Annotated in this window: 26 protein-coding genes; 10 read left to right on the forward strand and 16 right to left on the reverse strand. The window is 32.2% G+C overall.

Translation table 11 applies throughout. The annotated features are described in order from the left end of the window. Window positions 1–56 precede the first annotated feature (56 nt). The 3 genes from aspS (at window position 57) to MK851_RS00780 (ending at window position 5535) form a co-directional block, all read left to right on the forward strand. Window positions 57–1811 carry an aspartate--tRNA ligase gene (gene aspS, locus MK851_RS00770; RefSeq protein WP_320240644.1) on the forward strand — a complete coding sequence of 585 codons (1755 nt, stop codon included), beginning with the start codon at window positions 57–59 and terminating at the stop codon, window positions 1809–1811. A 96-nt stretch (window positions 1812–1907) separates the two neighbouring features. Further along, window positions 1908–3671 (forward strand): APC family permease, encoded by a 1764-nt coding sequence (locus tag MK851_RS00775; protein ID WP_320240645.1) that lies wholly within the window; start codon window positions 1908–1910, stop codon window positions 3669–3671. Between the two features lie 91 nt (window positions 3672–3762). Then, entirely contained in the window at window positions 3763–5535 is a 1773-nt protein-coding gene (locus tag MK851_RS00780) for a chloride channel protein (protein ID WP_320240647.1), read from the forward strand. Between the two features lie 12 nt (window positions 5536–5547). Here the strand turns inward: MK851_RS00780 and gwsS are convergent, their stop codons facing one another. The 6 genes from gwsS to MK851_RS00810 all read right to left on the reverse strand — a co-directional run bounded on the left by gwsS (window position 5548) and on the right by MK851_RS00810 (window position 10771). Continuing rightward, window positions 5548–6531: a grasp-with-spasm system SPASM domain peptide maturase gene (gene gwsS / locus MK851_RS00785; RefSeq protein ID WP_320240649.1), complete on the reverse strand. Its 984-nt coding sequence runs from the start codon at window positions 6529–6531 to the stop codon at window positions 5548–5550. After that, window positions 6524–6745 (reverse strand): hypothetical protein, encoded by a 222-nt coding sequence (locus tag MK851_RS00790; RefSeq protein ID WP_320240651.1) that lies wholly within the window; start codon window positions 6743–6745, stop codon window positions 6524–6526. Before MK851_RS00790 ends, gwsS begins: the two co-directional genes overlap by 8 nt. Beyond that, window positions 6708–7685 (reverse strand): grasp-with-spasm system ATP-grasp peptide maturase, encoded by a 978-nt coding sequence (gene gwsG / locus MK851_RS00795; RefSeq protein ID WP_303505843.1) that lies wholly within the window; start codon window positions 7683–7685, stop codon window positions 6708–6710. The genes MK851_RS00790 and gwsG overlap by 38 nt, the downstream gene beginning before the upstream one ends. 64 nt (window positions 7686–7749) lie before the next feature. After that, entirely contained in the window at window positions 7750–7941 is a 192-nt protein-coding gene (locus MK851_RS00800; protein WP_320240653.1) for a hypothetical protein, read from the reverse strand. A 358-nt stretch (window positions 7942–8299) separates the two neighbouring features. Then, complete coding sequence (gene glpQ, locus MK851_RS00805; RefSeq protein ID WP_320240655.1) at window positions 8300–9274, reverse strand: glycerophosphodiester phosphodiesterase; 975 nt, start codon at window positions 9272–9274, stop codon at window positions 8300–8302. Between the two features lie 3 nt (window positions 9275–9277). Then, on the reverse strand, window positions 9278–10771 hold the full coding sequence (locus MK851_RS00810; protein ID WP_320240657.1) for a YfcC family protein: 1494 nt from the start codon (window positions 10769–10771) through the stop codon (window positions 9278–9280). Between the two features lie 112 nt (window positions 10772–10883). On the opposite strand from MK851_RS00810, the gene MK851_RS00815 reads away from it, so the two are divergent. Then, the gene (locus MK851_RS00815; RefSeq protein ID WP_303505853.1) at window positions 10884–11585 is read left to right on the forward strand and encodes a Bax inhibitor-1 family protein; all 702 of its coding nucleotides are present in this window, start codon (window positions 10884–10886) and stop codon (window positions 11583–11585) included. Window positions 11586–11654: 69 nt separating this feature from the next. On the opposite strand, the gene MK851_RS00820 is transcribed toward MK851_RS00815, so the two are convergent. Continuing rightward, window positions 11655–12866, reverse strand: a complete 1212-nt coding sequence (locus tag MK851_RS00820; RefSeq protein WP_320240660.1) for a cysteine desulfurase — start codon at window positions 12864–12866, stop codon at window positions 11655–11657. Between the two features lie 92 nt (window positions 12867–12958). Here MK851_RS00820 and MK851_RS00825 point away from each other — a divergent pair, with 92 nt between their 5' ends. Continuing rightward, window positions 12959–14284, forward strand: coding sequence for a serine hydrolase (locus MK851_RS00825; protein WP_320240662.1), 1326 nt, complete (start codon window positions 12959–12961; stop codon window positions 14282–14284). A 3-nt stretch (window positions 14285–14287) separates the two neighbouring features. Beyond that, on the forward strand, window positions 14288–14629 hold the full coding sequence (locus MK851_RS00830; protein WP_303505859.1) for an SdpI family protein: 342 nt from the start codon (window positions 14288–14290) through the stop codon (window positions 14627–14629). 104 nt (window positions 14630–14733) lie between these two features. On the opposite strand, the gene MK851_RS00835 is transcribed toward MK851_RS00830, so the two are convergent. Then, window positions 14734–15411 (reverse strand): SCO family protein, encoded by a 678-nt coding sequence (locus MK851_RS00835; RefSeq protein ID WP_303505861.1) that lies wholly within the window; start codon window positions 15409–15411, stop codon window positions 14734–14736. Window positions 15412–15570: 159 nt separating this feature from the next. Here MK851_RS00835 and rseP point away from each other — a divergent pair, with 159 nt between their 5' ends. Further along, window positions 15571–16929: an RIP metalloprotease RseP gene (gene rseP, locus MK851_RS00840; RefSeq protein ID WP_320241264.1), complete on the forward strand. Its 1359-nt coding sequence runs from the start codon at window positions 15571–15573 to the stop codon at window positions 16927–16929. Window positions 16930–17018: 89 nt separating this feature from the next. Here the strand turns inward: rseP and MK851_RS00845 are convergent, their stop codons facing one another. Genes MK851_RS00845 through MK851_RS00855 form a run of 3 tightly spaced genes read right to left on the reverse strand, consistent with a single transcriptional unit; the run spans window position 17019 to window position 20601 of the window. Then, complete coding sequence (locus MK851_RS00845) at window positions 17019–18827, reverse strand: lysophospholipid acyltransferase family protein (RefSeq protein ID WP_303505866.1); 1809 nt, start codon at window positions 18825–18827, stop codon at window positions 17019–17021. Between the two features lie 51 nt (window positions 18828–18878). Then, complete coding sequence (locus MK851_RS00850; RefSeq protein WP_320240666.1) at window positions 18879–20132, reverse strand: aspartate kinase; 1254 nt, start codon at window positions 20130–20132, stop codon at window positions 18879–18881. Beyond that, on the reverse strand, window positions 20119–20601 hold the full coding sequence (locus MK851_RS00855) for a GNAT family N-acetyltransferase (protein WP_320240667.1): 483 nt from the start codon (window positions 20599–20601) through the stop codon (window positions 20119–20121). Before MK851_RS00855 ends, MK851_RS00850 begins: the two co-directional genes overlap by 14 nt. A gap of 145 nt (window positions 20602–20746) precedes the next feature. Here MK851_RS00855 and fbp point away from each other — a divergent pair, with 145 nt between their 5' ends. Together fbp and MK851_RS00865 are read left to right on the forward strand one after the other, a co-directional pair. Next, window positions 20747–21781, forward strand: coding sequence for a class 1 fructose-bisphosphatase (gene fbp / locus MK851_RS00860; protein ID WP_320240668.1), 1035 nt, complete (start codon window positions 20747–20749; stop codon window positions 21779–21781). Between the two features lie 124 nt (window positions 21782–21905). Continuing rightward, the gene (locus tag MK851_RS00865; protein ID WP_115899490.1) at window positions 21906–22514 is read left to right on the forward strand and encodes a superoxide dismutase; all 609 of its coding nucleotides are present in this window, start codon (window positions 21906–21908) and stop codon (window positions 22512–22514) included. Window positions 22515–22569: 55 nt separating this feature from the next. Here MK851_RS00865 and MK851_RS00870 read toward each other — a convergent pair whose 3' ends face one another. Both MK851_RS00870 and MK851_RS00875 read right to left on the reverse strand, forming a co-directional pair. Beyond that, complete coding sequence (locus MK851_RS00870; RefSeq protein WP_320240671.1) at window positions 22570–23718, reverse strand: cystathionine gamma-synthase; 1149 nt, start codon at window positions 23716–23718, stop codon at window positions 22570–22572. A 50-nt stretch (window positions 23719–23768) separates the two neighbouring features. After that, entirely contained in the window at window positions 23769–24224 is a 456-nt protein-coding gene (locus MK851_RS00875; RefSeq protein WP_320240673.1) for a DinB family protein, read from the reverse strand. Window positions 24225–24366: 142 nt separating this feature from the next. Between MK851_RS00875 and MK851_RS00880 the strand changes: the two genes are divergently transcribed. Further along, window positions 24367–24714 (forward strand): arsenate reductase family protein, encoded by a 348-nt coding sequence (locus tag MK851_RS00880; RefSeq protein ID WP_320240675.1) that lies wholly within the window; start codon window positions 24367–24369, stop codon window positions 24712–24714. A 90-nt stretch (window positions 24715–24804) separates the two neighbouring features. On the opposite strand, the gene MK851_RS00885 is transcribed toward MK851_RS00880, so the two are convergent. The 3 genes from MK851_RS00885 to MK851_RS00895 form a co-directional block, all read right to left on the reverse strand. Then, window positions 24805–25287 (reverse strand): DUF4252 domain-containing protein, encoded by a 483-nt coding sequence (locus MK851_RS00885; protein ID WP_320240677.1) that lies wholly within the window; start codon window positions 25285–25287, stop codon window positions 24805–24807. Window positions 25288–25537: 250 nt separating this feature from the next. Then, on the reverse strand, window positions 25538–26002 hold the full coding sequence (locus MK851_RS00890; RefSeq protein ID WP_320240679.1) for a hypothetical protein: 465 nt from the start codon (window positions 26000–26002) through the stop codon (window positions 25538–25540). Window positions 26003–26005: 3 nt separating this feature from the next. Next, a complete protein-coding gene (locus tag MK851_RS00895) occupies window positions 26006–26560 on the reverse strand; it encodes a Panacea domain-containing protein (RefSeq protein WP_320240681.1) in 555 nt (184 codons plus the stop codon). Between the last annotated feature and the right edge of the window lie 112 nt (window positions 26561–26672).

Consider the following 26672-nt stretch of genomic DNA (forward strand, 5'->3'; position numbering starts at 1 on the left):
TAATTTTTTACAGACTAACATTTATAGTTAAATTTGCACAGCTAAAATTTCAAGAAATGTACAGAACGCATACTTGTGGCGAGTTAAGAGCATCGCACATCAATACTGAAGTAACCCTTTCTGGTTGGGTACAAAAATCACGTGATAAAGGTTTTATGATTTGGGTAGATTTACGTGATCGTTACGGAATTACACAATTAATTTTCGACGAAGAACGTACTTCTAAAGAGTTAATGGATAAAGCAAAGACCTTAGGACGTGAATTTGTAGTACAAGTAACGGGTAAAGTTATTGAGCGTCAATCTAAAAATGCTAACATTCCAACAGGTGATGTAGAAGTTTTAGTATCTAGCTTAGAGGTTTTAAACGAAGCTAAATTACCACCTTTTACCATTGAAGATGAAACTGATGGTGGTGAAGATTTACGTATGAAATATCGTTATTTAGATATTCGTCGTAACCCAGTAAAAAACAGCTTGGTTTTCCGTCATAAAGTATCAATGGAAGTTCGCAAATATTTATCTGACAAAGGATTTATAGATGTGGAAACCCCATATTTAATTAAATCTACTCCAGAAGGAGCACGTGATTTCTTAGTGCCTTCTCGTATGAATGCAGGTCAGTTTTATGCCTTACCACAATCGCCACAAACTTTTAAACAGTTATTAATGGTAGGTGGTATGGATAAATACTTCCAAATTGTAAAGTGTTTTAGAGATGAAGATTTACGTGCCGACCGTCAACCAGAATTCACACAGATAGACTGTGAAATTGCATTCGTTGAACAAGAAGATATTTTAGAGATTTTTGAAGGAATGACACGTCATTTATTGAAAGAAATCAACGACGTTGACGTAGAGAAATTCCCAAGAATTACGTTTGATGAAGCAATGCGTAAATACGGAAATGACAAACCAGATATCCGTTTTGGAATGGAGTTTGGTGAGTTAAATGAGGTTGCACAACACAAAGACTTTAAAGTATTCAATTCAGCAGAATTAGTAGTAGGTATTGCTGTTCCAGGAGGAGCTTCATACACTCGTAAAGAAATAGATAAGTTAATCGATTGGGTAAAGCGTCCGCAAGTAGGAGCTTTAGGAATGGTATATGTAAAGTGTAACGAAGACGGAAGCTTTAAATCTTCAGTAGATAAATTCTACGACCAAGAAGATTTAGCAAAATGGGCTGAAGCTACTGGAGCGAAGGCTGGGGATTTAATTTGTGTGCTTTCAGGAAATACTAACAAAGTTCGCGCACAATTGAGTGCTTTACGTATGGAAATGGCAGAGCGTTTAGGTTTACGTAAACCTGATGAGTTTGCACCATTATGGGTTATCGATTTCCCATTACTAGAATTAGATGAAGAAACAGGGCATTACCACGCAATGCACCACCCATTTACTTCTCCAAAACCAGGTCAGTTAGCATTATTAGATACTGATCCAGGAGCTGTAAAAGCAAACGCTTATGATTTAGTGTTAAACGGAAACGAAATTGGTGGAGGATCTATTAGAATTCACGATAAAGAGACTCAGGCAATCATGTTTAAGCATTTAGGGTTTACCGAAGAAGAAGCAAAAGCGCAATTCGGGTTCTTAATGGATGCTTTTGAATACGGAGCGCCACCACACGGAGGTTTAGCTTTTGGATTGGATAGATTGGTAGCTATTTTAGGAGGACAAGAAACCATTCGAGATTTTATTGCCTTCCCTAAAAACAATTCAGGACGCGATGTAATGATTGATGCACCTGCAACTATAGATGATGAACAACTACGAGAACTAAGCATCAAACTAGATGTAAAAGAATAAAGATAGAAACCCTGCAAAATTTGCAGGTTTTTTTATTACCTTTAATGTACGTCATGAGAAAGGTTAAACTTCACGAAAACAAATCAATAAGATATCATGAAGCAATCTGTTTCTAAAAAGTTAAATGAATTAGAATCAACTGCTATTTGTGGTAACGACATTAGCTCTTCTGTTTTGTATGTATCGGCATTAGCTATTGCCTTTGCTGGTCAGTATGCATGGATAACTCTTTTAATAGTATCTGTAGTCCTATTTTTATTTAGGAAAATATATGGCGAAGTAGTTGGTGCAATTCCTTTAAATGGTGGCACTTACAACGCTTTACTTAATACTACAAGTAAGTTAATGGCTTCTTTTGCTGCAACCCTTACCATACTTTCTTATATGGCAACTGCAGTAATTTCTGCCAATGAAGCAATTCATTACTTACACCATCTAATTCCTTCAATGCCTATAATTATAACCACTATTGGGCTTTTATTATTTTTTGCTTTATTAACTATTGGTGGCATAACAGAATCAGCTAAAGTTGCTGTTGGGATTTTTTTATTTCATTTACTATCGTTACTTGTACTTGCTTTTTTTATTCTCTTTTATTTGTCTCAAAACGGAATTGATATACTTTTTAACAACTGGAATCATCAATCCGAAAACAGTATTTGGTATGCTATTTTTTTTGGTTTTGCCGCTTCGATGTTAGGAGTTTCTGGTTTCGAAAGTTCTGCAAATTTTGTTGAAGAACAACAAAAAGGAGTGTTTCCTAAAACATTAAAAAACATGTGGGTAATTGTAAGCATCATTAACCCTTTAATGGCTGTTTTCGCGTTGTCTCTTTTCGCTATTCCTGTTTTACAGAGCTCAGACTATCAAAACACTTTGTTAGTTCAGATGGGAGATTTTGTTGGTGGTGAATGGGTTGCTGCAATTATTGCTATAGATGCTTTTTTAGTATTAAGCGGAGCTGTTTTAACAAGCTTTGTAGGTGTTACTGGTTTGTTAGAACGTATGACTTTAGACCGAATTATGCCGCAATTCTTTTTAAAAAAGAATAAAAGAGGGAGTTCTTACCGAATTATTATTTTATTTTTTATTCTAGCTGTTTCTGTATTACTAATAACGAATGGAAATGTTGCCTTATTAGCTGGTGTGTATACTATTTCTTTTTTATCGGTAATGGCATTATTTGCTATAGGAAACATCTTATTAAAAATAAGGAGAAATCAATTGCCTAGGCCTGAAAAAGCAACTTGGGCTTCTGTTCTGTTAGCCATAGTTGCTGTATTATGCGCTTTAATAGGTAATATTTTAATGGAACCTAAAGATGGTTTACCTAGCAACACGTCTGTATTTTTAAATTATTTTATCCCTACTATAATTTTTATCATAATTATGCTAAACCGTACTGTTTTATTAAAATTAGTGCTACAAATAATTTATGCTATTTTTAATCCTCTAAGGCGACTGGTTTCAAGTACGGATAAAAAAATTACCCAAACCATTAATAAAATAAACGATCAAGAATTTGTCTTTTTCACAAAAGGAGATAATATTGCTACTCTCAATAAGGTTATGTTATACATTATTAAAAATGAGCATACAAAAAAGATAAGAATTGTATTAGCTCTTGACAAAGGGGATACAATTCCTGAAAACTTACCTAATGAGATCACTTTTCTAGATAGAGAATATCCCAAGATTAAAGTAAACTTTCAAGTTATTCAGGGGAAGTTTAGCCCCGAGCTAATTAAAGAGTTATCTAAAAAGTGGAGAATTCCTATTAATTTTATGTTTATAGGTGCTCCAAGCGATAAGTTTCCTTACAAGGTTGAAGAGTTAGGCGGAGTTCGATTAATTGTATAATTAAATTTTTATTTAATAAATCAAAAAGAGGATAGTATCTTTAAATATTCTTAACTAGCTTTTCAAAAATTAACTAAGAATCTAGAAAACAATGCCATCATCTAAGGAAGCTTATAAAAAAATATTAATTTGGAGGTACAAACATATCTCTGAACGACAATTCGTATATATTTTAAGCGTTTTAGTAGGTTTTTTGGCAGGTATTGGTACCTTAATTCTTAAAAACCTTACTTTTTACTTTCATCGTATTTTAGAAGACGGACTTATTAAAGACTATCATCATTCTTTATACTTCATCTTCCCTATTTTAGGATTATTCTTAGTCTATTACATTAAAAAATACCTCATCAAAAAAGATATTGGTCATGGTGTTTCTACCACCCTACAATCTATTTCTAAAAAAAATGGAATTATAGAGCGTTATAAGATTTATGCTTCTTTAATTACAGCTCCCATAACTGTTGGTTTTGGAGGTTCAGTAGGGTTACAAGGTCCAGCTGTTAGTACAGGTGCCGCCTTAGGTTCTGGGGTTGCGCAATTATTTCATATGAATATGAGAACTCGTATGTTATTAATTGGTTGTGCTACCGCCGGCGCGATGTCGTCAATGTTCAAAGCTCCCATTGCCGCTATTATTTTTGCAGTGGAAATTTTTAGCTTAGACCTTGCTTTTGCATCCTTAGTTCCGTTATTATTAGCATCCGTTTCTGCGGTAATTACTTCGTATTTTTTTTTAGGAAAAGATGTATTATTTAGTGTACGACTACAAGATGCCTTTGAAATTAACGACCTTATTTTTTACATTGCTTTGGCTATTTTTACAGGGTTCTCTTCTGTATATTTTTCTAAAATATATTTTAGAATCATTAATTTCTTCAAAAAATATAATCCTTTTAAGCGACTAATTTTTGGTGGAATTGCCATTGGTATAATGCTCTTTCTAATTCCGCCGCTATTTGGTGAAGGATACGGAATTATCAATAACTTATTATCTGAGAATGCTAGTGCTGCTCTTAAAAGCATTCATTATAACATTGATTTTGATAATGTTTGGATGGTTATTGTTTTTCTGTTAATCATTGGAGTTTTTAAAGTAATTGCCATGACTACTACTTTTGCTGCTGGTGGAGTTGGTGGTATTTTTATTCCTACACTCGTTATGGGAAGTTCCTTAGGAAATGTTACGGCTAAAATTATCAACCAATTCGGATTTGATGTCTCAGAAACTAATTTTACGTTGATTGGTATGACAGGCCTAATGGCTGGTGTTTTACACGCTCCGCTAACCGCAATTTTCTTAATTGCCGAAATTACTGGAGGATATGATCTGTTTGTTCCTCTGATGCTTGTTTCTGCGGTTTCTTATGCCATCACTAAATACTTTGTATCTAATTCCATTTACACTATAGAACTAGCTGAACGTGGGGAACTTATTACACACAACAAAGACAAAAATGTAATGATGATGATGAAGGTTAGTAAAATTATCGAAAAGAACTTTATTAAAATTCACCCTGATATGACTTTGGGGGAAATGCTAAAACAAGCTGTTTCTAAATCGAAACGAAATATTTTTCCTGTAGTTGATAGTGATAATAAATTTAGAGGAATTGTTCTATTGGATGATATTCGTCCTATGATGTTCAATCAAGAATTATATGAAACGACTACCGTTAAAGACATTATGAAAATACCTCCTGCCATTATTTTTTATGATGATGGTACAGAAAAAGTAATGCAAAAATTTAAAGAAAGTGGCGCATGGAATTTACCTGTTGTAAAAAACGGAGTGTATGTTGGTTTTATTTCTAAATCTAAATTACTGTCAGTGTATAGAAACAAACTAATTGAGGTTACTGTTTAGCTTAAAACAATTCTATACTCTCAACTCACATTTTGATGTAAAGAAATAACTTCCTTCTTCAGATTTTTGGGGTACTCTATTATCTACACACATATAACGTAACTCACAATCTTTACATTCATTTATTGCATCTTTATTAACTCTCCAGTACTTTTGAAATTGTTCTGAATCTGTAATCTTTTCCAAGTCTTCAAAAGTTACACTTGTTATATTTCCGAATACCTCTTCTGTTTCTGGAGCGTTGAGCAAATTCCCCTCCTTATTTATAAAAATCTTTTTATTAAAATAAGCATTGTACTTTTGAGACTCTGTAAACAAAGAAATATTTACCGTGAAAAAACATTCCTTTCTATTTACAAATTTGTTAGGTGACGTTATAATAATTTTTGAAGACGTTGTTTTTAACTGTGCTTCACTTAGCAGAAAAATAGTTTCTATCCGTTTGTTTTCAGCTACAAGTTGTTCATAATCAACAATTCTTTCATCTTTATTATATTTTGCTTCAAAAACAACAGAAAAAATAGAAGAAGTAGTTAATTTTCCCACAATATCTTTAATAACATTATAAGATTTAGGAATACATATTTTAATATACAAATATTCACAGCCTAATGCTGTAAGGCATTTTAATATTTCATCAAAAAAAGGATATGTTATTTCACTTATTTCAATAATTGCATTTGATATTTTAGCTGGGGACGCCCAATTCATATTCAATTTAGGAAATAACGCTAGTTCATCTTTATCTATTAAAAATGTAAGTTCTTTAGCTATCAAAAACTGAAAGTACTCTTCTACGACTTGCTTATTATCTTTACCACACAATTCAAATATTTCCGAAATAGTATATTTTTCAAACAACTTAATGAAGTTATACAAATCGTTTGGAATATTAAACATTTGTTTTCTTTGTAAATCATAAATAGCTGATTTATCTCTCCCTGAAACAGGAATACAATTAGAAAACATTCTTACGTATTTATCGCTGTTATTCATTTATAGGATATTGTATCGTTATTGGCTTGTAAAAACTTCTTTTTAAAGCGTACCTATCATGGTATTTATCTATTGGTATTCTATTATGAATCAACGACATTGAACTATTACTGATAGGTTTTATTTCTGACAAATAGATTATTGCGGGTAATTTCTTTTTATACTCTTCTTTCGTTTTATCTAATAACTGCTGAGCTTCTTTTTGAGGTATCATAATTTTTAAGTTTGTGTGCTATTTTTTCTTCTAAATAATAATTACAAGGATAAGAAACCATACCAAATTGCCCAATGGGGTTTACCTCCAAGAAAACATACTGCTTACAGGGTGTATAAATTAAATCGAAAGAACAACTAGCTAAATTGAGCTTTTCTGCTAACGTTTTTAATTTTGTTTCTATGTCTAAAGGTAGGTTAAACGGAATTGTTCTATTTGGTTTTTGATTGTTATAACATCTAAAATCTGTTTTAGTTTGTTCATCTAACTGAGAAAAAATTGCCATTGAATAAAACTCACCGTCCAAAAAATAACTACGTATTTCTAGTGTTTTTTTAATATTTTCTTGAAACAAACTAATTCCAAAAGAGTCATCAAATAAACTTGCTTTTTCTGCAGTTATTGATGTTGTGTACGTGGGAAACCAATAAGTATCTCCATACAAACTAATAGGGTCATTAATAGGCTTTGTAATTAACAATTTATCTTCTTCTAAAACACTTTTTTGGTTTGTAATTGTGGTTTTAGGGATGCACAATCCTAATTGTTTTGCTATTGTTAATACAATAAGTTTATTAACTTTTTTAAAGTTATAATTATTTATAGAAGGCTTTTGACTCAGTAAAAAATGTAAATACTCAAATAAATCTTTTTTTTCTTCATTGTAAAACTCCGTTATTTTGTCTCCAATAAAATCTTTCATCTCAATGCAATCATACAGCGTAAAGTTTCCTCTTCGATACCAAACTGAGGTAACTTCATTAAAGTTTACAGTTACATCTTTAGTAGTAATAAAAACCTCAGAGGTGTTTATATTTACTGTTATACTATTTATAAACTCATTATTGTTAAGTAATATAAAATCTTCTTTTAAGTAGTAAAGCCATCTTATTATATCAATGGTACTTTCATCTTGTTCTATAGATAATATTAATATCATACTTCAACTATGTTAACCCATTCTGTCAAAATAGAATTAGCAGAATGGGTTATTTAAGGGCTAATTAATCTTTATAACCATCAGTTCCCATATTCATACCATCTACATAGGTTCCGATATTAAAACTTCCTACGTAGTCTGCCTCTCTTTCTTCTCTCCAATAAACCCCATGTCCATAATAAAGACCTCCTTTAGTTGTGTCCATCTCATTTTGAGACAATTCAAACTCTTTTAATGATTTCATTTTTGAATTCATAATTAACTATTTATTTGGTTACCTACTCTGTTTACTATAGGATTTTCGGCTTACTCCTTTCTATGTCAATTAGATGTGTTTTTTTGCTCCTTTTTTTAGTAAATTTAAAAGGGTGTTCAGATCAATTTTTTCAAACAGGATGAATACAAATATTAAGTTTTTAGTAAGGCAAAGTTGAAGTACAAGGGAACTATTTATAAAATAAGGAGGTATAATTTAAAAATTATACCTCCTTAAAGAGACTGATTCACAGTCACAAAATTATTTTTGTTAGTAATATTACTAAAGCCTAGTATTTTTTCAAACACTGGCTTATTAAGTCATTTGAATTTTCATTAGTAAGTTACATATAAGGTAATTATTTAGATAAGAAAGCAAGCATTTTATCTGGAAAATCGGTAAAACCACCATCAACATTTGCTTCAAAAAACAGTACTTGCATCATTTCTTCAAAAGAAGAGAATTCATCCAATTGATCTGCTCTAAAAGTATATGGATGCACTTGTAACCCTAGTTTGTGAGCATCTTTAACTAGTGTTGTAAACTGCCACTTCTCTCCTACTTTTTTATCTAAAATTTGCGTGTACCAAGGCCCCAACCCGTCTGCATATGATGCGAAATGTGCTAATTCTTTGGTTTCCTCAGGGAACTCAATTAATTGTACTAAAAACAAGTCAGATTTTAATCCTTTTCGAACTCTTTCCAATTCTTTCGCATCAAAACATTGAAACATACATTTATCGTTCTTTGTTTTGTAGCCATAGCTTGAAAGGATATCCAACGAAATTTTAGCAATATCTTTTCCATATTTATGATGAAATGCTGGGTTTTTAATTTCTGGATAAATTCCGATATTTTTTCCTGTGGAAGCGTTTAGTCCTTGAATTAACTCTATTTCCTCTTGTAAAGAGTGTAATTTAAAGTTGCCTCTTCCCTTCGGAAATCGATTCGGATATATTTGTTCTCCTGTTTTCGGATTAAAACGTTCTGTTACATTCAGTTTTTGCAGTTCTTCAAACGTAAAATCAATTACATAAAAACGTTTGTCTTTCCGTTTTCTTTCTGGATATTTTTCAGCAACATCAGTAACGTCTTCCAAATAAATATCATGAATCACTACAGGAACATCATCTTTACTTAATACTAGATCTTGTTCTATATAATCAGGATTCATTGCATACGCCATGGCTTTAGCTTCCATCGTGTGTTCTGGTAAGTATCCTGAGGCTCCTCTGTGAGCGATTACAATTTTCTTTTTCATATTGGTCAGTTTAGTTTGTGGCTTGCATCCGAAGAAAAGAATCAAGAAAAACAGCGCATAAATTTGTTTCATTCTTTACAGGTATACTTGAGCGGTTAAAACTAGCATTGTAAAAATTGTTAAGATAATTACTAACGGAATTACAAACTTTAACCATTTATCATATCCTACTTTCACAATGGCTAAAGATGCTAAAATTAAGCCTGTTGGATTGATAAAAGCAAACAACCCCATACCATATTGATACGTATTTACAATTACTTCTCTACCTACTCCAACAGTATCTGCCAACGGAGACATGATGGGCATTGTTAATACTGCCATTCCTGATGAACTTGGAATAAAAAATGATAGTCCTGAATAAATGAATAACATTACATTGGCAAAAATTCCTTTAGGCATTCCTGTAGTAAACTCGCTTGCGTGTTGCAAAATTGTGTCACTTATCAATCCTTGTTCCATTAATACGGAAACCCCTCGTGCAATACCGATAATAAAAGCAACTCCTAATAAATCTCCTGCTCCTTTAATAAACGTGTTTACAAAGTTTTCTTCTTTCATCTTAGCTAAAAAACCTATTAAAATAGCACCTATTAAAAACACCACAGTCATTTCTTCAAACCACCATCCTAAACGAGATACTCCATAAATCATAATTACAAAACACATGGTAAAAATGGTTAGTATAATTCGTAGTCTACCTGTTAAGCTATGTGTACTTGATGTTGAACTGCCAAAAAGACTTTCAATCATTTCTTTTTGATCGTAAATAATGGATTTTGTTGGGTCTTTTTGAACTTTGTTTGCATAACGTAAAATATAAATTACACAAATAATAACTCCTCCAATTAGCATTAACAACCTCCCTGTAAAACCAGTAGTCCAATTAATTCCTGCTGCATCTGAAGCAATAATAACACTAAACGGATTCACCGTTGAACACATTGTACCTATAGATGACCCAATATACACACAAGCTAAAGCTACTATAGCATCGTATTTTGCTGCTAAAAATATGGGGATTAGTATTGGATAAAAGGCGATGGTTTCTTCTGCCAACCCAAAAGTTGTACCTCCCACAGCTATTAAGGTCGTTACCACAAATATAAGCCAGTACTCTTTTCCTTTCAATGTTTTTGCTAACCAAGCTATTCCAGCATCAAAAGCACCTGTGAAATTCATTATTCCTATAATTCCTCCTAAAATAAGGACAAATAAAATAATATCTGACGATTGAATGATTCCTTTTATTGGCGATTTAAAAAAGTCTAAAAAACCCTGTGGTTTTGGGTCTAGCTGAGTATACGTTCCTGGTACACTGATTGGTTTTGCAATATCACCATTGGTAAACTTTTCTAATGGAATTTTAATTCCTAAGCCTTCTAATGTTTCTTGACTTGCTTTTATTGTTTTCTCTTCCTCTAAGTGTGAATACGTAAATGAATTATTGTTTTTCTGATACTGTAGCGTATCAAACTTACCTGCTGGTACAAACCATGTTAGAATAGCCACCAACCCTGCAATTAATAATAAAATAGTATGCGGAGTTGGAAATTTAATGTTTTTCAAAATGTAAAATTATTTTTTGTTAAAAGTAACAAAAACTTGCTGTTTTAGTATTTAAAGAAGTTTAAAGTTCCTTCAAAAAAATTATCTTTACATCGTATTTAAAAAATTAATTATGGAAAACTCATTTGAACCAAAAGTGCTTGTTGCACAAGTCTCAGAAACTGACAGAATTGCTTTTTACAAGAAAACCTATGCACATGTTGCTGGTGGTGTATTATTGTTTGTTTTTTTTGAATATTTATTTTTACAAAGTGCTACGATTGTTGAATTTGCCTTATCAATGACCCAAGGTTATAAATGGTTATTGTTACTGGGTGGTTTTATGTTAATTACAAACTATGCAGAAAGTACTGCCTTAAAAACTTCTGACAAAAACTTACAATACTTAGCATATTCAGGGTATATCTTTGCTGAAGCATTTATTTTTATCCCTTTAATTTACATTGCTATTTCTTATACCAATAATTTTGATGTTATAAAACAAGCCGGAATTGTTACGTTATCATTGTTTGTTGGAATTTCATCAATCGTTTTTATTACTAAAAAGGATTTTTCTTTTATTAGAGCTGGACTATCTGTTGGATTCTTTATCGCTATCGGATTAATAGTAGCTGGTGCTTTATTCGGATTTAATTTAGGTTTATGGTTTTCTGTTGGAATGTGTGTGTTAGCAGCTGGTTCTATTTTATATCAAACATCTAACTTAGTTAACAAATTCTCTACAGATGATTACATTCCTGCAGCATTAGGTTTGTTTGCTTCTTTAATGTTATTATTCTGGTATGTATTACAAATATTTATGTCGAGAGATTAGTAAAAAAACTATTATAAACTAAAAAAGCCTCCAAATGGAGGCTTTTTTATATTCTTTTGCTAAATTCTTTTAACTTAACATCATTTGCGCTTTCTTAACTGCGTTTACCAATACATCTACTTCTTCTTTCGTATTATAAAAAGAAAAAGAAGCTCTCACTGTTCCTGGAATACAATAAAAATCCATAATAGGTTGTGCACAATGGTGACCTGTACGAACCGCTACTCCTAGTTTATCTAAAATTGCTCCAACATCATACGGATGGATTCCTTCTAAATTAAAAGATATTACTGATGTTTTATTTGACGTTCCGTAGATTTTCAACCCTTCTATTTTTTCTAACTCTTGCGTTGCATACGATAACAGTTCGTTTTCTTGTTTTTCTATATTAGAAAAACCAACTGAGTTCATATAATCTACAGCAACACCAAAAGCAATACCTCCACAAATATTTGGTGTTCCTGCTTCAAATTTATGGGGCAACCCAGCATAGGTTGTTTTTTCAAAAGTTACGGTTTCAATCATTTCTCCTCCTCCTTGATATGGCGGCAACAATTTCAGTAATTCTTCTTTACCATACAACATTCCAACACCTGTTGGTCCGCACATTTTATGAGCAGAAGCCACATAAAAATCAGCATCTAACGCCTGTACATCTGGTTTTATATGCGGTACTGCTTGTGCGCCATCAATCAACACATAAGCACCAAGCTTATGTGCAGCATGAATAATTTCTTTTATAGGGTTAATTGTTCCCAATGCATTCGATACGTGGTTACAAAAAACTAATTTTGTTTTTGGATTCAATAATTCGTGGTATATATCCATGCGTAAAGAACCATCTTCATCCATCGGAATTACCTTTAAAATAGCTCCTGTTTTTTCGCATAACATTTGCCAAGGCACAATGTTAGAATGGTGTTCTAAGGCAGAAACAATTATTTCATCTCCTTCTTCTAAAATAGATGCAAAACCAGATGCCACAATATTAACTCCATGTGTTGTACCTGAAGTTAAAATGATTTCATACGAATGTTTCGCGTTGAAATGTTTTTGAACCTTAATTCTTGCTTCTTCATACTTATCAGTCGCTTCCTGACTTAATGTATGTACACCTCTATGAATATTTGCATTGTAATTAGAGTAGTAATCTACAATTGCATCAATTACTACTTGTGGTGTTTGCGAAGTTGCTCCGTTATCTAAATACACTAATTTTTTCCCATGTACTTCTCTATTTAAAATAGGAAAATCAGCTCGAATTTTATCTATACTAAACATGTAAAATATCAAATTTAGCACAAAGGTAGGGCTTGCGTTTCAAATACAAACATCAAACAATTAAATTCTTACATTTGCTATAAACCTGTCACATGAAAATTTTAAAAAGAATCCTTCTACTTGTTTTAATTGCCTTAACAATCGCTATTTTTTACAACTACCCTAAGTTAAATATTTTGGCTGGGTACTCTGCTAAAAACACCGCTTCATCAGTATTTTTGGCAGGAAGAAGTTTAGCTTTTACCGATGCAAACGACAACAATTTTTCTCCTATAAATATTACTTCTGATAAAATTAATACAGAAGAAAAATCAGCTACAGGTTCAGTATATGGATTACTAAAAAGAAAAGCTGTGTACAGAGAAGGTATTGGTGCTGTGTTGGTTACTGATGATTTTGATGTTACCAAACCTCAGCTTACTCCAAAACGTTCAAAACCTGATAATATCACTCCTTTCCCTTATGGAAATGCAGATCATAAAGACACTATTTTCGCTAACATTGATTATACAAAACTAAACGAAACTATTGATACTATTTTTAATGATAGAAATCAAACACGCTCGGTAGTAGTGGTATATAAAGACAAAATTATTTTTGAAAAATATGACACTGGTTTTACCAAAGAATCGAAGCAGTTAGGTTGGTCTATGACCAAAAGCATTACAGGTACTTTGTTTGGAATTTTAAAATGTCAAGGAAAAATTGATGTTCAAGAAAACAACTTATTTCCTGAGTGGGAAAACGACAATCGTAAAAACATTATGATTCATAATTTACTACAAATGAATTCTGGTTTGGAATGGAATGAAGACTATAACACTATTTCAGACGTTACTAAAATGTTGTTTTTAGAAAAAGACATGACCAAGGTACAAGTAAACAAACCATTGGTAGGAAAACCAAACAAAACCTGGAATTACTCTTCTGGAACTACCAATTTATTATCGGGTATTTTACGAACAAAATTCAACACACACCAAGAGTATCTTGATTTTTGGTATAGTGGTTTGATTGATAAAATAGGCATGAACTCAATGATTGTTGAAACGGATATGAGCAACCACTTTGTAGGCTCTTCATACGCTTGGGCAACGGCAAGAGATTGGGCTAAACTTGGTTTGTTATACTTACATAACGGAGAGTGGAACGGAGAACATTTGTTTGATAAAGACTGGGTAAACTATGCTACAACGCCTACTCCTACTTCAAATGGTTGGTATGGGGCACAAATTTGGTTAAATGCTGGTGGTAGATATCCTGATGCTCCAAAAAATATGTTTTCTTTTAACGGATATAAAGGTCAAAATGTGTTTATTTTGCCTAGTCAAGATTTGGTAGTTGTTCGTACAGGACTTACCAAAAACGCAGACGTAAACACCTTGTTAAAAGGAATTATAAATTCTATTAAAAAATAAACCATGAATCCATTTTATTATGTGCTTTCTATAAACGGATTGCTTTTTTTATTCAGTATTGTTTTTCATTTTTTTCCACCTAAAAAAATCAATGCTATTTATGGGTATCGTACTAATAAAACTATGAAAAATGATACTATTTGGCAATTTGCTAATGCTTTTTTCACAAAAGAGTTTATGAAGTATTCAGCAATTTCTTTGGTTGCAGCGTTGGTTTTAGCCTTTATATCAAAAGAATTAACATGGCAACCTATGGCAATTATGTTATTATCGTTAGCCGTATCGGTTGTTAAAACCGAACAAGAAATAAACAAGAACTTTGATGGGGATGGAAATAGGAGGTAAAACTCATCAAGACGTTTTAACCAAAAGACCTTGATGTTTTTGTAAAAACATCAAGGTCTTTTTTTCAACTCATACGTGTCTTTTTTATTGACCGTCTTAATTGATTATTTTTTATACTCTTCTTTAAGGAGTGTAATATCATCAATAATTTTCTGCATATTTTCTTTTTTAGTTCCATCATACGAACCTCTTATGCGTCCTTCTTTATCAATTAACACAAAATTCTCTGTGTGAACCCAATCGCTTTCTCCGCCATCTCCTTCATCCAATACAGCAAAATAGTGCTTACGTGCTAAATTGTAAATATGTTTCTTTTCTCCTGTAGTTACATTCCATTTTCCATCAATCACCCCTTTTTCAGTTGCATACTTTCGTAATTGTGGTACGCTATCCATTACTGGAGTTACAGAATGTGACAAAAACATAATATCATCATCTTTTTTATAATGTTCTTGTAACTCACTCATATTATACGCCATGGCAATACATATAGTTTGACAACGGGTAAAAAAGAAATCGGCTATATAAATCTTTCCTTTATAGTCAGCATTCGTAATGGTATCTCCATTCTGGTTAATTAAGGAAAACTCACCTACTCTATGGTTTTTTGTTCTGTTTCTTACAGAACTATCCACCAATTTAGGATTAATATCAGCAGGGTTATAAATAGGCAGTTTGTTATCAACTTTTACCAAATGATAAAAAACAGGAACTCCAATAGCACAAAAAACTAAAATAAAAATTAAGGTGCTTTTTGATTTTTTAAAGAATTTAATATCCACAGTACTAAAATTTTCTACAAAAATACGACTAAAAACAGCGTTTATAAACCACTATCCTAAAAACTTTGTTAAAACCAAAGGCTAACTTACGTGCAAACTTTTACAACTGTTGTTAAAAACGTACATTTGTCAGATTTTAAATTTAGACGAACACCATTTATGGAGATTTTAATAAAAGCATCACAGTTTATTTTAAGCTTATCGCTCTTAATCGTTTTGCACGAATTAGGACACTTTATTCCCGCCAAATTATTCAAAACCCGAGTAGAAAAATTCTACCTGTTTTTCGATTATAAATTCTCTTTATTTAAAAAGAAAGTTGGAGAAACTGTTTATGGTATTGGTTGGATTCCGTTAGGAGGTTATGTGAAGATTGCGGGAATGATTGATGAAAGCATGGATACTGAACAAATGCAAAAACCTGCGCAACCGTGGGAATTTCGTTCTAAACCAGCATGGCAACGTTTAATTATTATGTTAGGTGGTGTTATTGTAAACTTTATACTTGGTATTTTAATTTACATCTGCTTAATGTGGGCTTATGGTGAAAAATACTTACCAAATGAAAGCTTAAAAGATGGTGTTTGGGTGCAAGATCAATTAGGAAAAGATTTAGGTTTAGAAACAGGAGATAAAATCTTAACTATTGACGGACAAAAAATAGAGAAGTTTAGAGAGCTTCCTTTAGAGTTCATCAATGGTACTAATTACACAATAGAAAGAAACGGAGCTGTTGTTGAAAAAGAGATCCCAACAGATTTTATCTCAAAATTAGTTGATAGAGGCAAAGATGCTGGAGCTTTTATAATGTACAGGCAACCTTTTGTAATTGGACAAGTTCCTGAAGACTCTCCAAATAGCAAAAGTGAGTTACAAAAGAAAGATATTATAACCGCTATTGATGGTGTTTCTACTCCTTATTTTGATCAAGTTCAAGTAATTTTAGAAAGTAAAAAAGGACAAGAAATAAATGTTACTGTTAAACGAAATAGCCAAAACATTACTATTCCTGCTAAAGTTTCTGACGAAGGAAAACTAGGAATTTATGCTACAAACTTACCTTTAACAGATTTAGAAAAACTAGGGTATTACAATTTAGCTGAAAAAACTTATTCTTTTGGAGAAGCTATTCCAGCTGGTACCAAAAAAGCATGGACAACCTTAACCAACTATGTTAAGCAAATGAAAAAGATTTTAAACCCTAGTACAGGTGCTTATAAAGGTTTAGGTGGGTTTATTTCTATTGGAAGTATATTCCCTTCAGAGTTTAACTGGCAAGCATTTTGGAACATTACAGCATTCTTATCTATCATGTTAGGATTTATGAATTTACTACCAATTCCTGCTCTAGACGGTGGTCACGTGGTGTTTACTTTATGGGAAATGATTACAGGTAAAAAACCAGGTGATAAGTTCTTAGAGTATGCTCAAATTACAGGATTTATCTTATTAATTGCCTTATTACTATTTGCTAACGGAAACGATATTGTAAGAGAAGTTAGTAAATTTATGAAATAACAGTAATTATCTTTTACATAAACTAAAAAAGCATCGTACTACTGAATAGTACGATGCTTTTTTAGTTTATGCTATTTTTAACTTGGCCTCTACTTATTTAAGTTCTCTGCTGCACGACGTTCTAACTCAGCTTGAAACTCTTCCATGACAGGTTTTACTGTACTTTCAGGTATATCTGCTACCTTTATATACATTAACCCATCAATTGCGTTGTTAAACTTAGGATCTACATTAAACGCAACCAAACGTGCGTTTTGCTTCACATACTTTTTAATTAATACCGGAATACGTAATTCTCCTGGCTCCAATTCGTCTATAATCTTATCAAACTTTTGCATATCAGCCTCAGTAGCATCAAATACAAAGTCTTTATCGGCATCTTTTAATTTCACCTTAAATTCTTTCTTCGGACGAATATATTGTGCCACATACGGATCGTAATAATGTGACTTCATAAACTCAATCATCAACGATTTTGAAAATTCAGAAAACTGATTACTAATACTTACCCCACCCATTAAGTATTTATATTCTGGGTGACGCAATGTAACATGTACAATTCCTTTCCATAATAAGAAAAGAGGCATTGGTTTTTGTTGATATTCTTTAATAATAAAAGCACGTCCCATTTCAATGGTTTGTTCCATCATTGGGTACAACTCTGGTTCTATTCTAAATAAAGTTTGAATATAAAAGCCATTGACTCCGTGTTTCTTATAAATATCTTTTCCTAATCCCATTCTATAGGCACCTACCAACCTGTTTTGTTGGTCATCCCATAAAAATAAATGGTGGTAATATTTATCAAATCTGTCTAAATCAATAGTTTTATTCGTTCCTTCTCCTACTTCTCTAAACGTAATTTCACGTAATCTCCCTATTTCATGTAAAATATTTGGTATTTCTTTTGCGCTAGCAAAAAACACCTCATAGTTCTTGCTTTGTAGTAATCTACTTCCTTTTTCTCGTAAAGCGTCAACTTCTTTTACAAATAAATCTGGCGACTTTTGAGAGATAATTTTTTTGGCTTTCTTAGGAATCTTTAAATTATGTGTTGACAATATCTTTGGAGATGCTTTCTCATACGGATTCGCCAACATGTATGTTTTTCTACGTAAAAACTGGTAGAAATCTGGTATTTCAGGAAACGTATCTTGGTCTTTTACTGAAATTGGCTTTCCAATTCTTACTTTAATAATTCTATTTTTTTGAGATAATAACTCAGACGGAAGTTTTGCTGTTCTCAGCGTATCACTAATTTTAGATAGTGTGTAAAACAGTTGACTGTTTTTTGCGTGAAAATAAATAGGAATTACAGGTACTTTTGCTTTTTTTATCAAACGTACAGCTCCTTGCTCCCATTCTTTATCCACCATTAACTTCCCATCACGATACGTAGATACTTCTCCGGCAGGAAAAAGTCCTAAAGGCCTTCCTTCTTGTAAATGTAATAAGGCATTTTTTATTCCTGCAACACTTGACTGTGCGTCTTTATGGTTTTCAAAAGGGTTTACTGGCATTACATAGGGCTTTAAAGGCTCTATTCTATGTAATAAAAAATTTGCTATAATCTTATAATCTGCTCTGTGCTCTAATAAGAGTTTTAATAATAAAATACCATCTATCCCTCCTAGCGGATGGTTAGAAATTGTTATAAACGGTCCTTCTTTAGGAATACGCTTTAAATCTTCTTCTGGAATTTCAAACTCAATCTGAAACTCCTCTAACAAGCCATTTAAAAAAGGTAAATCTTTTTTATGCTTATGCTTATTATAAACTTCATTGGCGGTAGAAATTCGCAAAACTTTCATCAGCAACCAACCCGAAAACGTTCCGAAAACTCCAAATTTGTCGGTTCCTATTGCTTTTGCAACTTCTTTAGGTGTTACTAATCCCATACATAGTTATCAATTGACATAACTGCAAATATAATCGATTTTTTGCAAGCTTTACATGTTTTCTTGAATCACTAACTGTGCTGTTTCAGTATTTATTTGACGAATGATTGATTTTCCTCGTTTTCTTATCGTTTTTATTGCTTCATCATTAAAGTGACGAATTGTATATAAAGTGGCTCCTTTGTATGCTCTTATTTTATAAGCTCCTTTTAAATCGTTGTAAAAATCTTCAAACTTATTGTACTTATCCTCTATACAAACAGAAAAGCTAATCGCTGAGTTTTGAATTAGATTTACTTTTAAGTTATAATCGTGTAACTTCTTAAAAACATCGCTAATGTTATTTTCAACCATAAAAGAAAAATCCTTTGCTGAAATAGCTACTAAAATTTGATTCTTCTTTACGATAAAACACGGAACTTCTGGAGTTATTTTTTTTCCTCTTCCAACACATGTTCCAGATTTTGTAACATCTTCAAACGAACGTACATACAACGGAATATTTTTTTGTTCTAATGGTTGAATTGTTTTGGGGTGAATTACCGAAGCTCCATAAAACGCCATTTCAATAGCTTCTGTATACGAGATTTCTTGTAACAAAGCTGTTTCAGAAAACACTCTAGGGTCAGCGTTTAATACTCCTTGCACATCTTTCCAAATAGTAACACTATCGGCATCCAAACAATACGCAAAAATACCTGCCGTATAATCAGAACCTTCTCTTCCTAAGGTTGTTGTTTCTGTTCCAAACCCTCCTAAAAAACCTTGCGTAATATTTAGCTTAGATACATCTACTTTTTCTTGAATTTGCTGTTGGGTTAACTCCCAATCAATTTTTGCATCACGATAATCACCATCGGTTTTAATGTATTCTCTTACATCTAACCATTGATTTGCTACTTCTATTTCAATTAAATAAGCACTTACAATAGTGGTAGAAAGTAATTCTCCAAAACCAACCATTTGATCGTACACATAGTTATAATCTTTAGAAGTGTTTCGAGCCATAAACCCACTCAATTCACCAAATAAATGATTTACTTTATTATATATATCATGATTTGGGCTAAATAAATCATTCAACATATTTTGATGAAAGTCTTCTACAAATTTCAAAGAATCTTTAAGGTTTTCTTTTTTGTAGAAATAATCGTTTACCACTTGCTCAAAAGCATTGGTCATTTTTCCCATAGCAGAAATTACAACCAACGTATTTTCTGTACCTTCATGTTGCAATACTTTTGCAACATTTTTTACTCCATTCGCATCTTTTACTGATGCTCCCCCAAACTTAAATATTCTCATTACAAAATTGTTCTAAGCTTTGTTCATTCATATGGCATACTCTCCACTCATCATATACCGTTGCTCCTGTACTTTTGTAAAAATCGACAGCTCCTGTATTCCAATCTAATACTTCCCAAGCTACTCTTTTACAATTATTTTTATGTGCGTGGTCCATAACAGCACTATACAAAGCTTTTCCTGCACCAATACCTCTTTTAGATTGAGTTACCATTAAATCTTCTAAATGAATTGCTTTCCCTTTCCATGTAGAGTAACGTTCATAAAACAACGCCATTCCTATAATCTTAGTATCTTCTTCAGCTACAAAGGTTTTAAATTTCGGCTTTTCAGAAAAACCATCTTTAACGATGTCTTCAACCGTAATTTTAACCGCATCGGGTTCTTTTTCAAAAACAGCCAATTCAACGATTAAATCTAATATAGCTTGAGCATCTTCTTGCTCTCCTGGTCTGATAATAAAACTCATTTCTTCATTTTTTTGGTAAAGATACCTCTCTTAAAACTTTCTGATAAAACAAATAAAAAATTAAAACACATCATATTTTTTTGTTGAAAATTTAAAATACTAAATAAAAGTTGGCATCTTTGTACGCACAACACAAAAATTTGACATGAGTAACAAGCATATGACGCTGGGTGAGTTTATCATCAGCAAACAAAAAGACTTTAAATATTCTTCTGGTGAATTATCTCGTTTAATAAATTCTATCCGTTTAGCTGCCAAAGTAGTAAACCACGAAATTAGAAAAGCTGGATTAGTTGATATTACTGGAGCTGCTGGTGATATTAATGTACAAGGTGAAGCGCAACAAAAATTAGATGTTTTAGCAAACGATTTATTCAAGCAAACATTAATTAATCGTGAGATTGTTTGTGGTATAGCTAGTGAAGAAGAAGATGATTTTGTAGTTGTTGAAGGTCAAAACAAAGCCAACGAAAACAAATATGTGTTGTTAATGGATCCTTTAGACGGATCGTCTAACATTGATGTAAACGTTTCTGTAGGAACTATTTTTTCTATTTACAGAAGAATTTCTCCTGTAGGAACTCCTGCTACCAAAGAAGATTTCTTACAAAAAGGTAGCGAGCAAGTAGCAGCAGGTTATGTTGCTTATGGTACTTCAACTATGTTAGTTTTTACTACTGGTAATGGTGTTAATGGATTTACGTTAAATCCAGCCATTGGTACTTTTTACTTATCGCATCCAAACATGCAATATCCTGAGATTGGTAGGATTTACTCAGTAAGTGAAGGATATTTTACGCATTTCCAAGAGGGAATGAAGCGTTTCTTAATTCACTGTAAAGAATTAAACGAAGCAGACAATCGCCCGTACACAGCTCGTTATATAGGGTCGTTAGTTTCAGATTTTCATAGAAATATGATAAAAGGTGGAGTTTATATTTATCCTGCTACTGCCATAACTCCTAAAGGAAAGTTACGTTTACTATATGAATGTAACCCTATGGCGTTTATTTGTGAGCAAGCAGGAGGTAAAGCTTCTGATGGGTTTACTCGTATTTTAGATATTAAACCAACAGAATTACACCAACGTGTACCTTTTTACTGCGGAAGTAATCAGCTCGTGGAAAAAGCCGAAGAATTTATGACTGAGTTTTCTGCTGAGGAAAAACCAGTCTATTAAAGAATAGTTATTATTTATACTCAAATAAATTATCCATAAGGCAAACAGTTGTTTGCCTTATTTTTTTGAATTAAATTTACATTCGGAAAAACGAAAAAATTAATCTATTAAAAAACAAATAATTATGGCTTTTAACTTACCAGAATTAGGATACGCTTACGACGCTTTAGAACCAAATATAGACGCTAGAACTATGGAAATTCACCATGGCAAGCACCACAACGGATATACTACTAAATTAAATGCTGCAATTGAAGGTACTGATTTAGAAGGAAAATCTATCGAAGACATTTTAACGAATTTAGATATGAACAACGCTGGTGTTCGTAATAACGGTGGTGGTTTTTACAACCACTCTTTATTTTGGACAGTAATGAACCCAGAAGATAGAGGTTATTTATCTGGAGAATTAAAAGATGCTATTGAAGCTGAGTTTGGTTCAAAAGAAGCTTTTATCGATGCTTTTTCTAAAGCTGCTGCTACTCAGTTTGGTTCAGGATGGGCTTGGTTGTGTGTACACAAAGGAGGAAAAGTAGAAGTTTGCTCTACTCCTAACCAAGACAACCCGTTAATGCCAGGTGTTACTTGTGGCGGAACTCCTATTTTAGGATTAGACGTTTGGGAACATGCTTATTACTTAAACTACCAAAACCGTCGTCCTGATTACATCGAAGCTTTCTTCAAAGTAATCAACTGGAACGAAGTAGAAAGAAGATATGCAGCAGCTAAATAATTTTAGCTTTTTGTAGAATAGAAAAAAACCGAAGTACAATGTATTTCGGTTTTTTTTATTTAGAAAGTGCTTGCTCTAAATCGGCTAATAAATCCTCTATATCTTCTACCCCAACACTTAAACGAATTAAGGAATCGGTAATTCCTATTTTCATACGTTCAGTTTCCGGAATAGATGCATGTGTCATGGTTACTGGATGACTTACCAAGCTTTCTACTCCTCCTAGCGATTCTGCTAATGTAAATAGTTGAGTATTTTCTAAAAAAGCTAAAGCAGCTTGCTTACTTTCATCTTTCAATCGAAAAGAAACCATGCCTCCAAAAGCACCCATCTGCTTTTTGGCGATTTCGTGATTTGGATGGTTTTTTAAACCTGGATACAATACTTCGCTTACTTTTGGATGTGCTGATAAATATTCAGCGACTGCTTTTCCATTTTCACAATGACGTTGCATACGTAAATGCAAGGTTTTTACTCCACGTAGTGCTAAAAACGAATCCATAGGTCCTGCGATAGCCCCCGCAGCAAACTGAATAAAGTGCAGTTGTTCTGCTAACTCAGCATTTTTAGTCATTAAAGCTCCCATCACCAAATCAGAATGCCCTCCTAAATACTTGGTTGCTGAATGCATTACGATATCAACGCCCAAATCTAACGGGCGTTGTAAATACGGTGTTGCAAAAGTATTATCTACCGCTATAACAATAGCTGCGTTTTTCGTTTTAACTGCTTTTGTTATTTTCTCAATATCCGCAATCTTCATTAACGGATTGGTAGGTGTTTCTATCCAAATAAGTTTGGTGTTTTCAGAAATAGCGTTGGTTACATTCGCTACTTCATTCATATCAACATATCGAAATTTCAGTCCATATTTTTCAAACATGTTGGTAAACATTCTGTAGGTTCCACCATAAATATCATCCCCTGCAATAACCTCATCACCTGGATTTAATGTACGTAACACACAATCAATCGCTGATAAACCAGAAGAGAACGCAAATCCATGTGTTCCATTTTCAAGAGCTGCGAACGCGTTTTCTAAAGCAGTACGCGTAGGATTCGCTGAACGTGAATACGCATATCCCTTGTTCACACCTGGGCTTGATTGCGCATAGGTTGACGTTTGAAAAATCGGAGGCATTACTGCTCCTGTAGCTTCTTCAGGTTGTTGACCTCCGTGAATTGTTTTTGTATTAAATTTCATCTGTTAACATTTATTGTCTTTTTCAGAATAAACATCAAGTTTTTAGAGATTTAAACCAATTTACTCAAGTTCATGATAATTCCTAAGTGCATTCCTTCATGTAGATTATTAAAAGCTACAGCACTTTCAAAAGAATCTATCACAAAACCTGTACTTGTTTCGTATTCTTGATATTTTGTAAAAATCCCTGCTTCAAAATCTTCTTGTAAGGTATCTGGTAAACCAATTAATAGTTCTTTTACCTCTTCAAATTCTTCTTCGGTAAAATCTTTCGTTGGAAAAGTTCCTTTTTTATACCCTTCAATTAACTCATCAGGAGCTAAACAATTTAATCCTGATAACTTGTAATGTAATAATTGTTGTGTAACTACTAAATGTGCTACATTCCATGCAATGTTATTGTTAAATCCTTCAGGGGTTATGTGCAATTGTTCTAATGATAACTCTTCTATTCTTTTTAAAACTAAGTCTCTTGATCTTTTTAAAACTTCAAACTGTTTGTTCATTTTTCTACTTATTTTAGCTACATCAAAGATACCTATTTAGCCATGAAAATATATTAATGGTATATTATATTTAATTTATGTGGTTAATACAAACATATAAAATTAAGGTATTGAATAACAAACATTATAAAACGTTACATAGATGAAAAAGGTTTATTTTTTACAAACTTGTGATACTTGCCGAAGAATTTTAAAAGAAGTAAATCTTGACGGATTTGAAAAACAAGAAATAAAAACCAATCCGATTACAGTTGCTCAGCTAGAATCAATGCGTGAGTTAACAGACAGCTACGAAAGCTTATTTAACAAGCGCGCAAAACTATACAGAGAAATGGATTTGAAAAATCAACATTTAACGGAAGCTGATTATAAACAATATATTTTAGATGAATACACGTTTTTAAAACGTCCTGTTTTTATTGGAAACAACCAAATTTTTATTGGAAATAGTAAAAAAGTAGTAGAAAGCTTAAAAGTATCACTAAATTAATTTAAAAACTCCGACTTTAAAAGTCGGAGTTTTTTATAATGCTAATCTATATACTTCCCTTCGACTACGCTCAGGGAACATAGAAGTCTTTTAATTTGAAGCTATGCTTTTGTTGTTTGTAGAGGCTTCTACCATAGCGGATAATTCATCCATGGTAAGGTTGGTTTTAATTCCTAGTAATACCATTTCGTCACTTTTATCGTGAACATTTACAATAATTTCTTTAATACGGTCTTTTGTTTCTCTAAAATACACCGTAACTCTTTCCTTTCCATCCTTTACTTTCACTAAAGTTTTCAAATTATTTCTTCTTACAAACTTTTTAAAATCTTGTTGTACTGAAGTCATGTTGTTATTGAATACCATAATTTTATAGTTTTTAGATTTCTTCAAGAAAATTCCAAATTCATCTGTATCTTCATCAGAGATAAACATATTAGCAAAAAAACTTGGTATGTTTAAAGACACCTCAGCCTTGTCTTTATTAGATTGATAAAACGTTTTAAAGTTTTGTTTTTGCGCAAAAGAACTTAGCACAAAGAAACAGAAAAAGATGGTTGCAATTCGTTTCATAATAGTGTTTTAATTGAAGACGATTGCTTTATGAATTTGTTACAAAAAATAGCATCATGATTACCAGTAAAATAATGGATTAAACAAACCCAAATAAAAAGATATCTTTAATTAAAAAAAGCGCAAAAAACACATTTTCAAACTAAAAACCACTTCTTTTACAACTCATAAAGTTCTTAAATGAATGATTAAACTATGTAGATAAAATAAGATAAATATTTTATTTTCAGGAGCTTCGTAACTTTAAAACCTAATCGTAAAGACCAAATCTCTTTTTATGTTTACCCCTTATCGTCTCAGATTTAATAACAGTTTTTCTAATATCTTCAAAAGTATCAGGGTTCAAATACCCAATTATCTTACTATTATCTTCATTTACTTTTTTTAAAACATCTTCATTTTCTCTTTGTTGAATAGTTGAACAATCAACAAATGAATCATGGGTTAGAAAAGTATTATCTTGACTTTTTAATTCGTATTGCAAACTTTGTAGCTCTGTAGAATAATTTATGTTTTTATTTAAATCTGAATTAATAAACAATGTGCCTAAAGCTATTTTGTTTTCATGAAGACCCAAAACAATGAACCTTTTAATCTTAGGAGGATCAGTATCATCAACAAACATTCTTAAAACCGTACCTTTTTCTAAACTTGTATATGTAGTTTTTTTATTGAGTTCACTACCTTTAGGAAGAAAATCTGAAATTTTATTCATATTTTACAAAAAAGAGGCTCTTTTTAAGTCTTTTTGCTCTAAAGCATACTTAATCATATCTTCATTCATATTTGCTTCTTTTGCAATTTCTTCAAAAGGTATTTCATTAAAAAGCACAGGCACTGAAGACCATGCTGGACCATGAGATTTTTCAGACAATTGACCAAAAGACAAATCTTTATTATCATTAATTGATTCATCTAAACATTTAATCTCACTTATTGAAAGCTCATCTAAATCCTCCGACGACAGTGATGTTATATGATAATTATTATAAACCCTTAAATTTTCTTTAAAAATCTGTGCATCTTCAAAATCTAAAAACCCTTCATCTCCTCTTAAAAATCTTAACGCTTCATAAGCATAATCTGGCACAGGCCCATTAGGTAGAGCATTATAAGTATTTTCGGTAAACATTCTGCCGTATTTTGAAAGATGTTTCATTTCAGCAAAATATAATATCTTAAATACTTTCAAAAAGTCAGATTTACCTCCCAATCTATTCAAAATATATAAAATAGAGTGTAAGGTTATAAGTGTTTTATCCTCTTTTAGCATATTACAAATGTATGATTTTTTATTTAAATTAATTATAAATAGCGCCGCGAAACACAGTATTTAAAAAACAGCTAATTCTATGCCAAACGACACCTACACCACTTATTGATCA

Source organism: Tenacibaculum sp. 1B UA, from assembly GCF_033978845.1.
Taxonomy (GTDB): Bacteria; Bacteroidota; Bacteroidia; order Flavobacteriales; family Flavobacteriaceae; genus Polaribacter.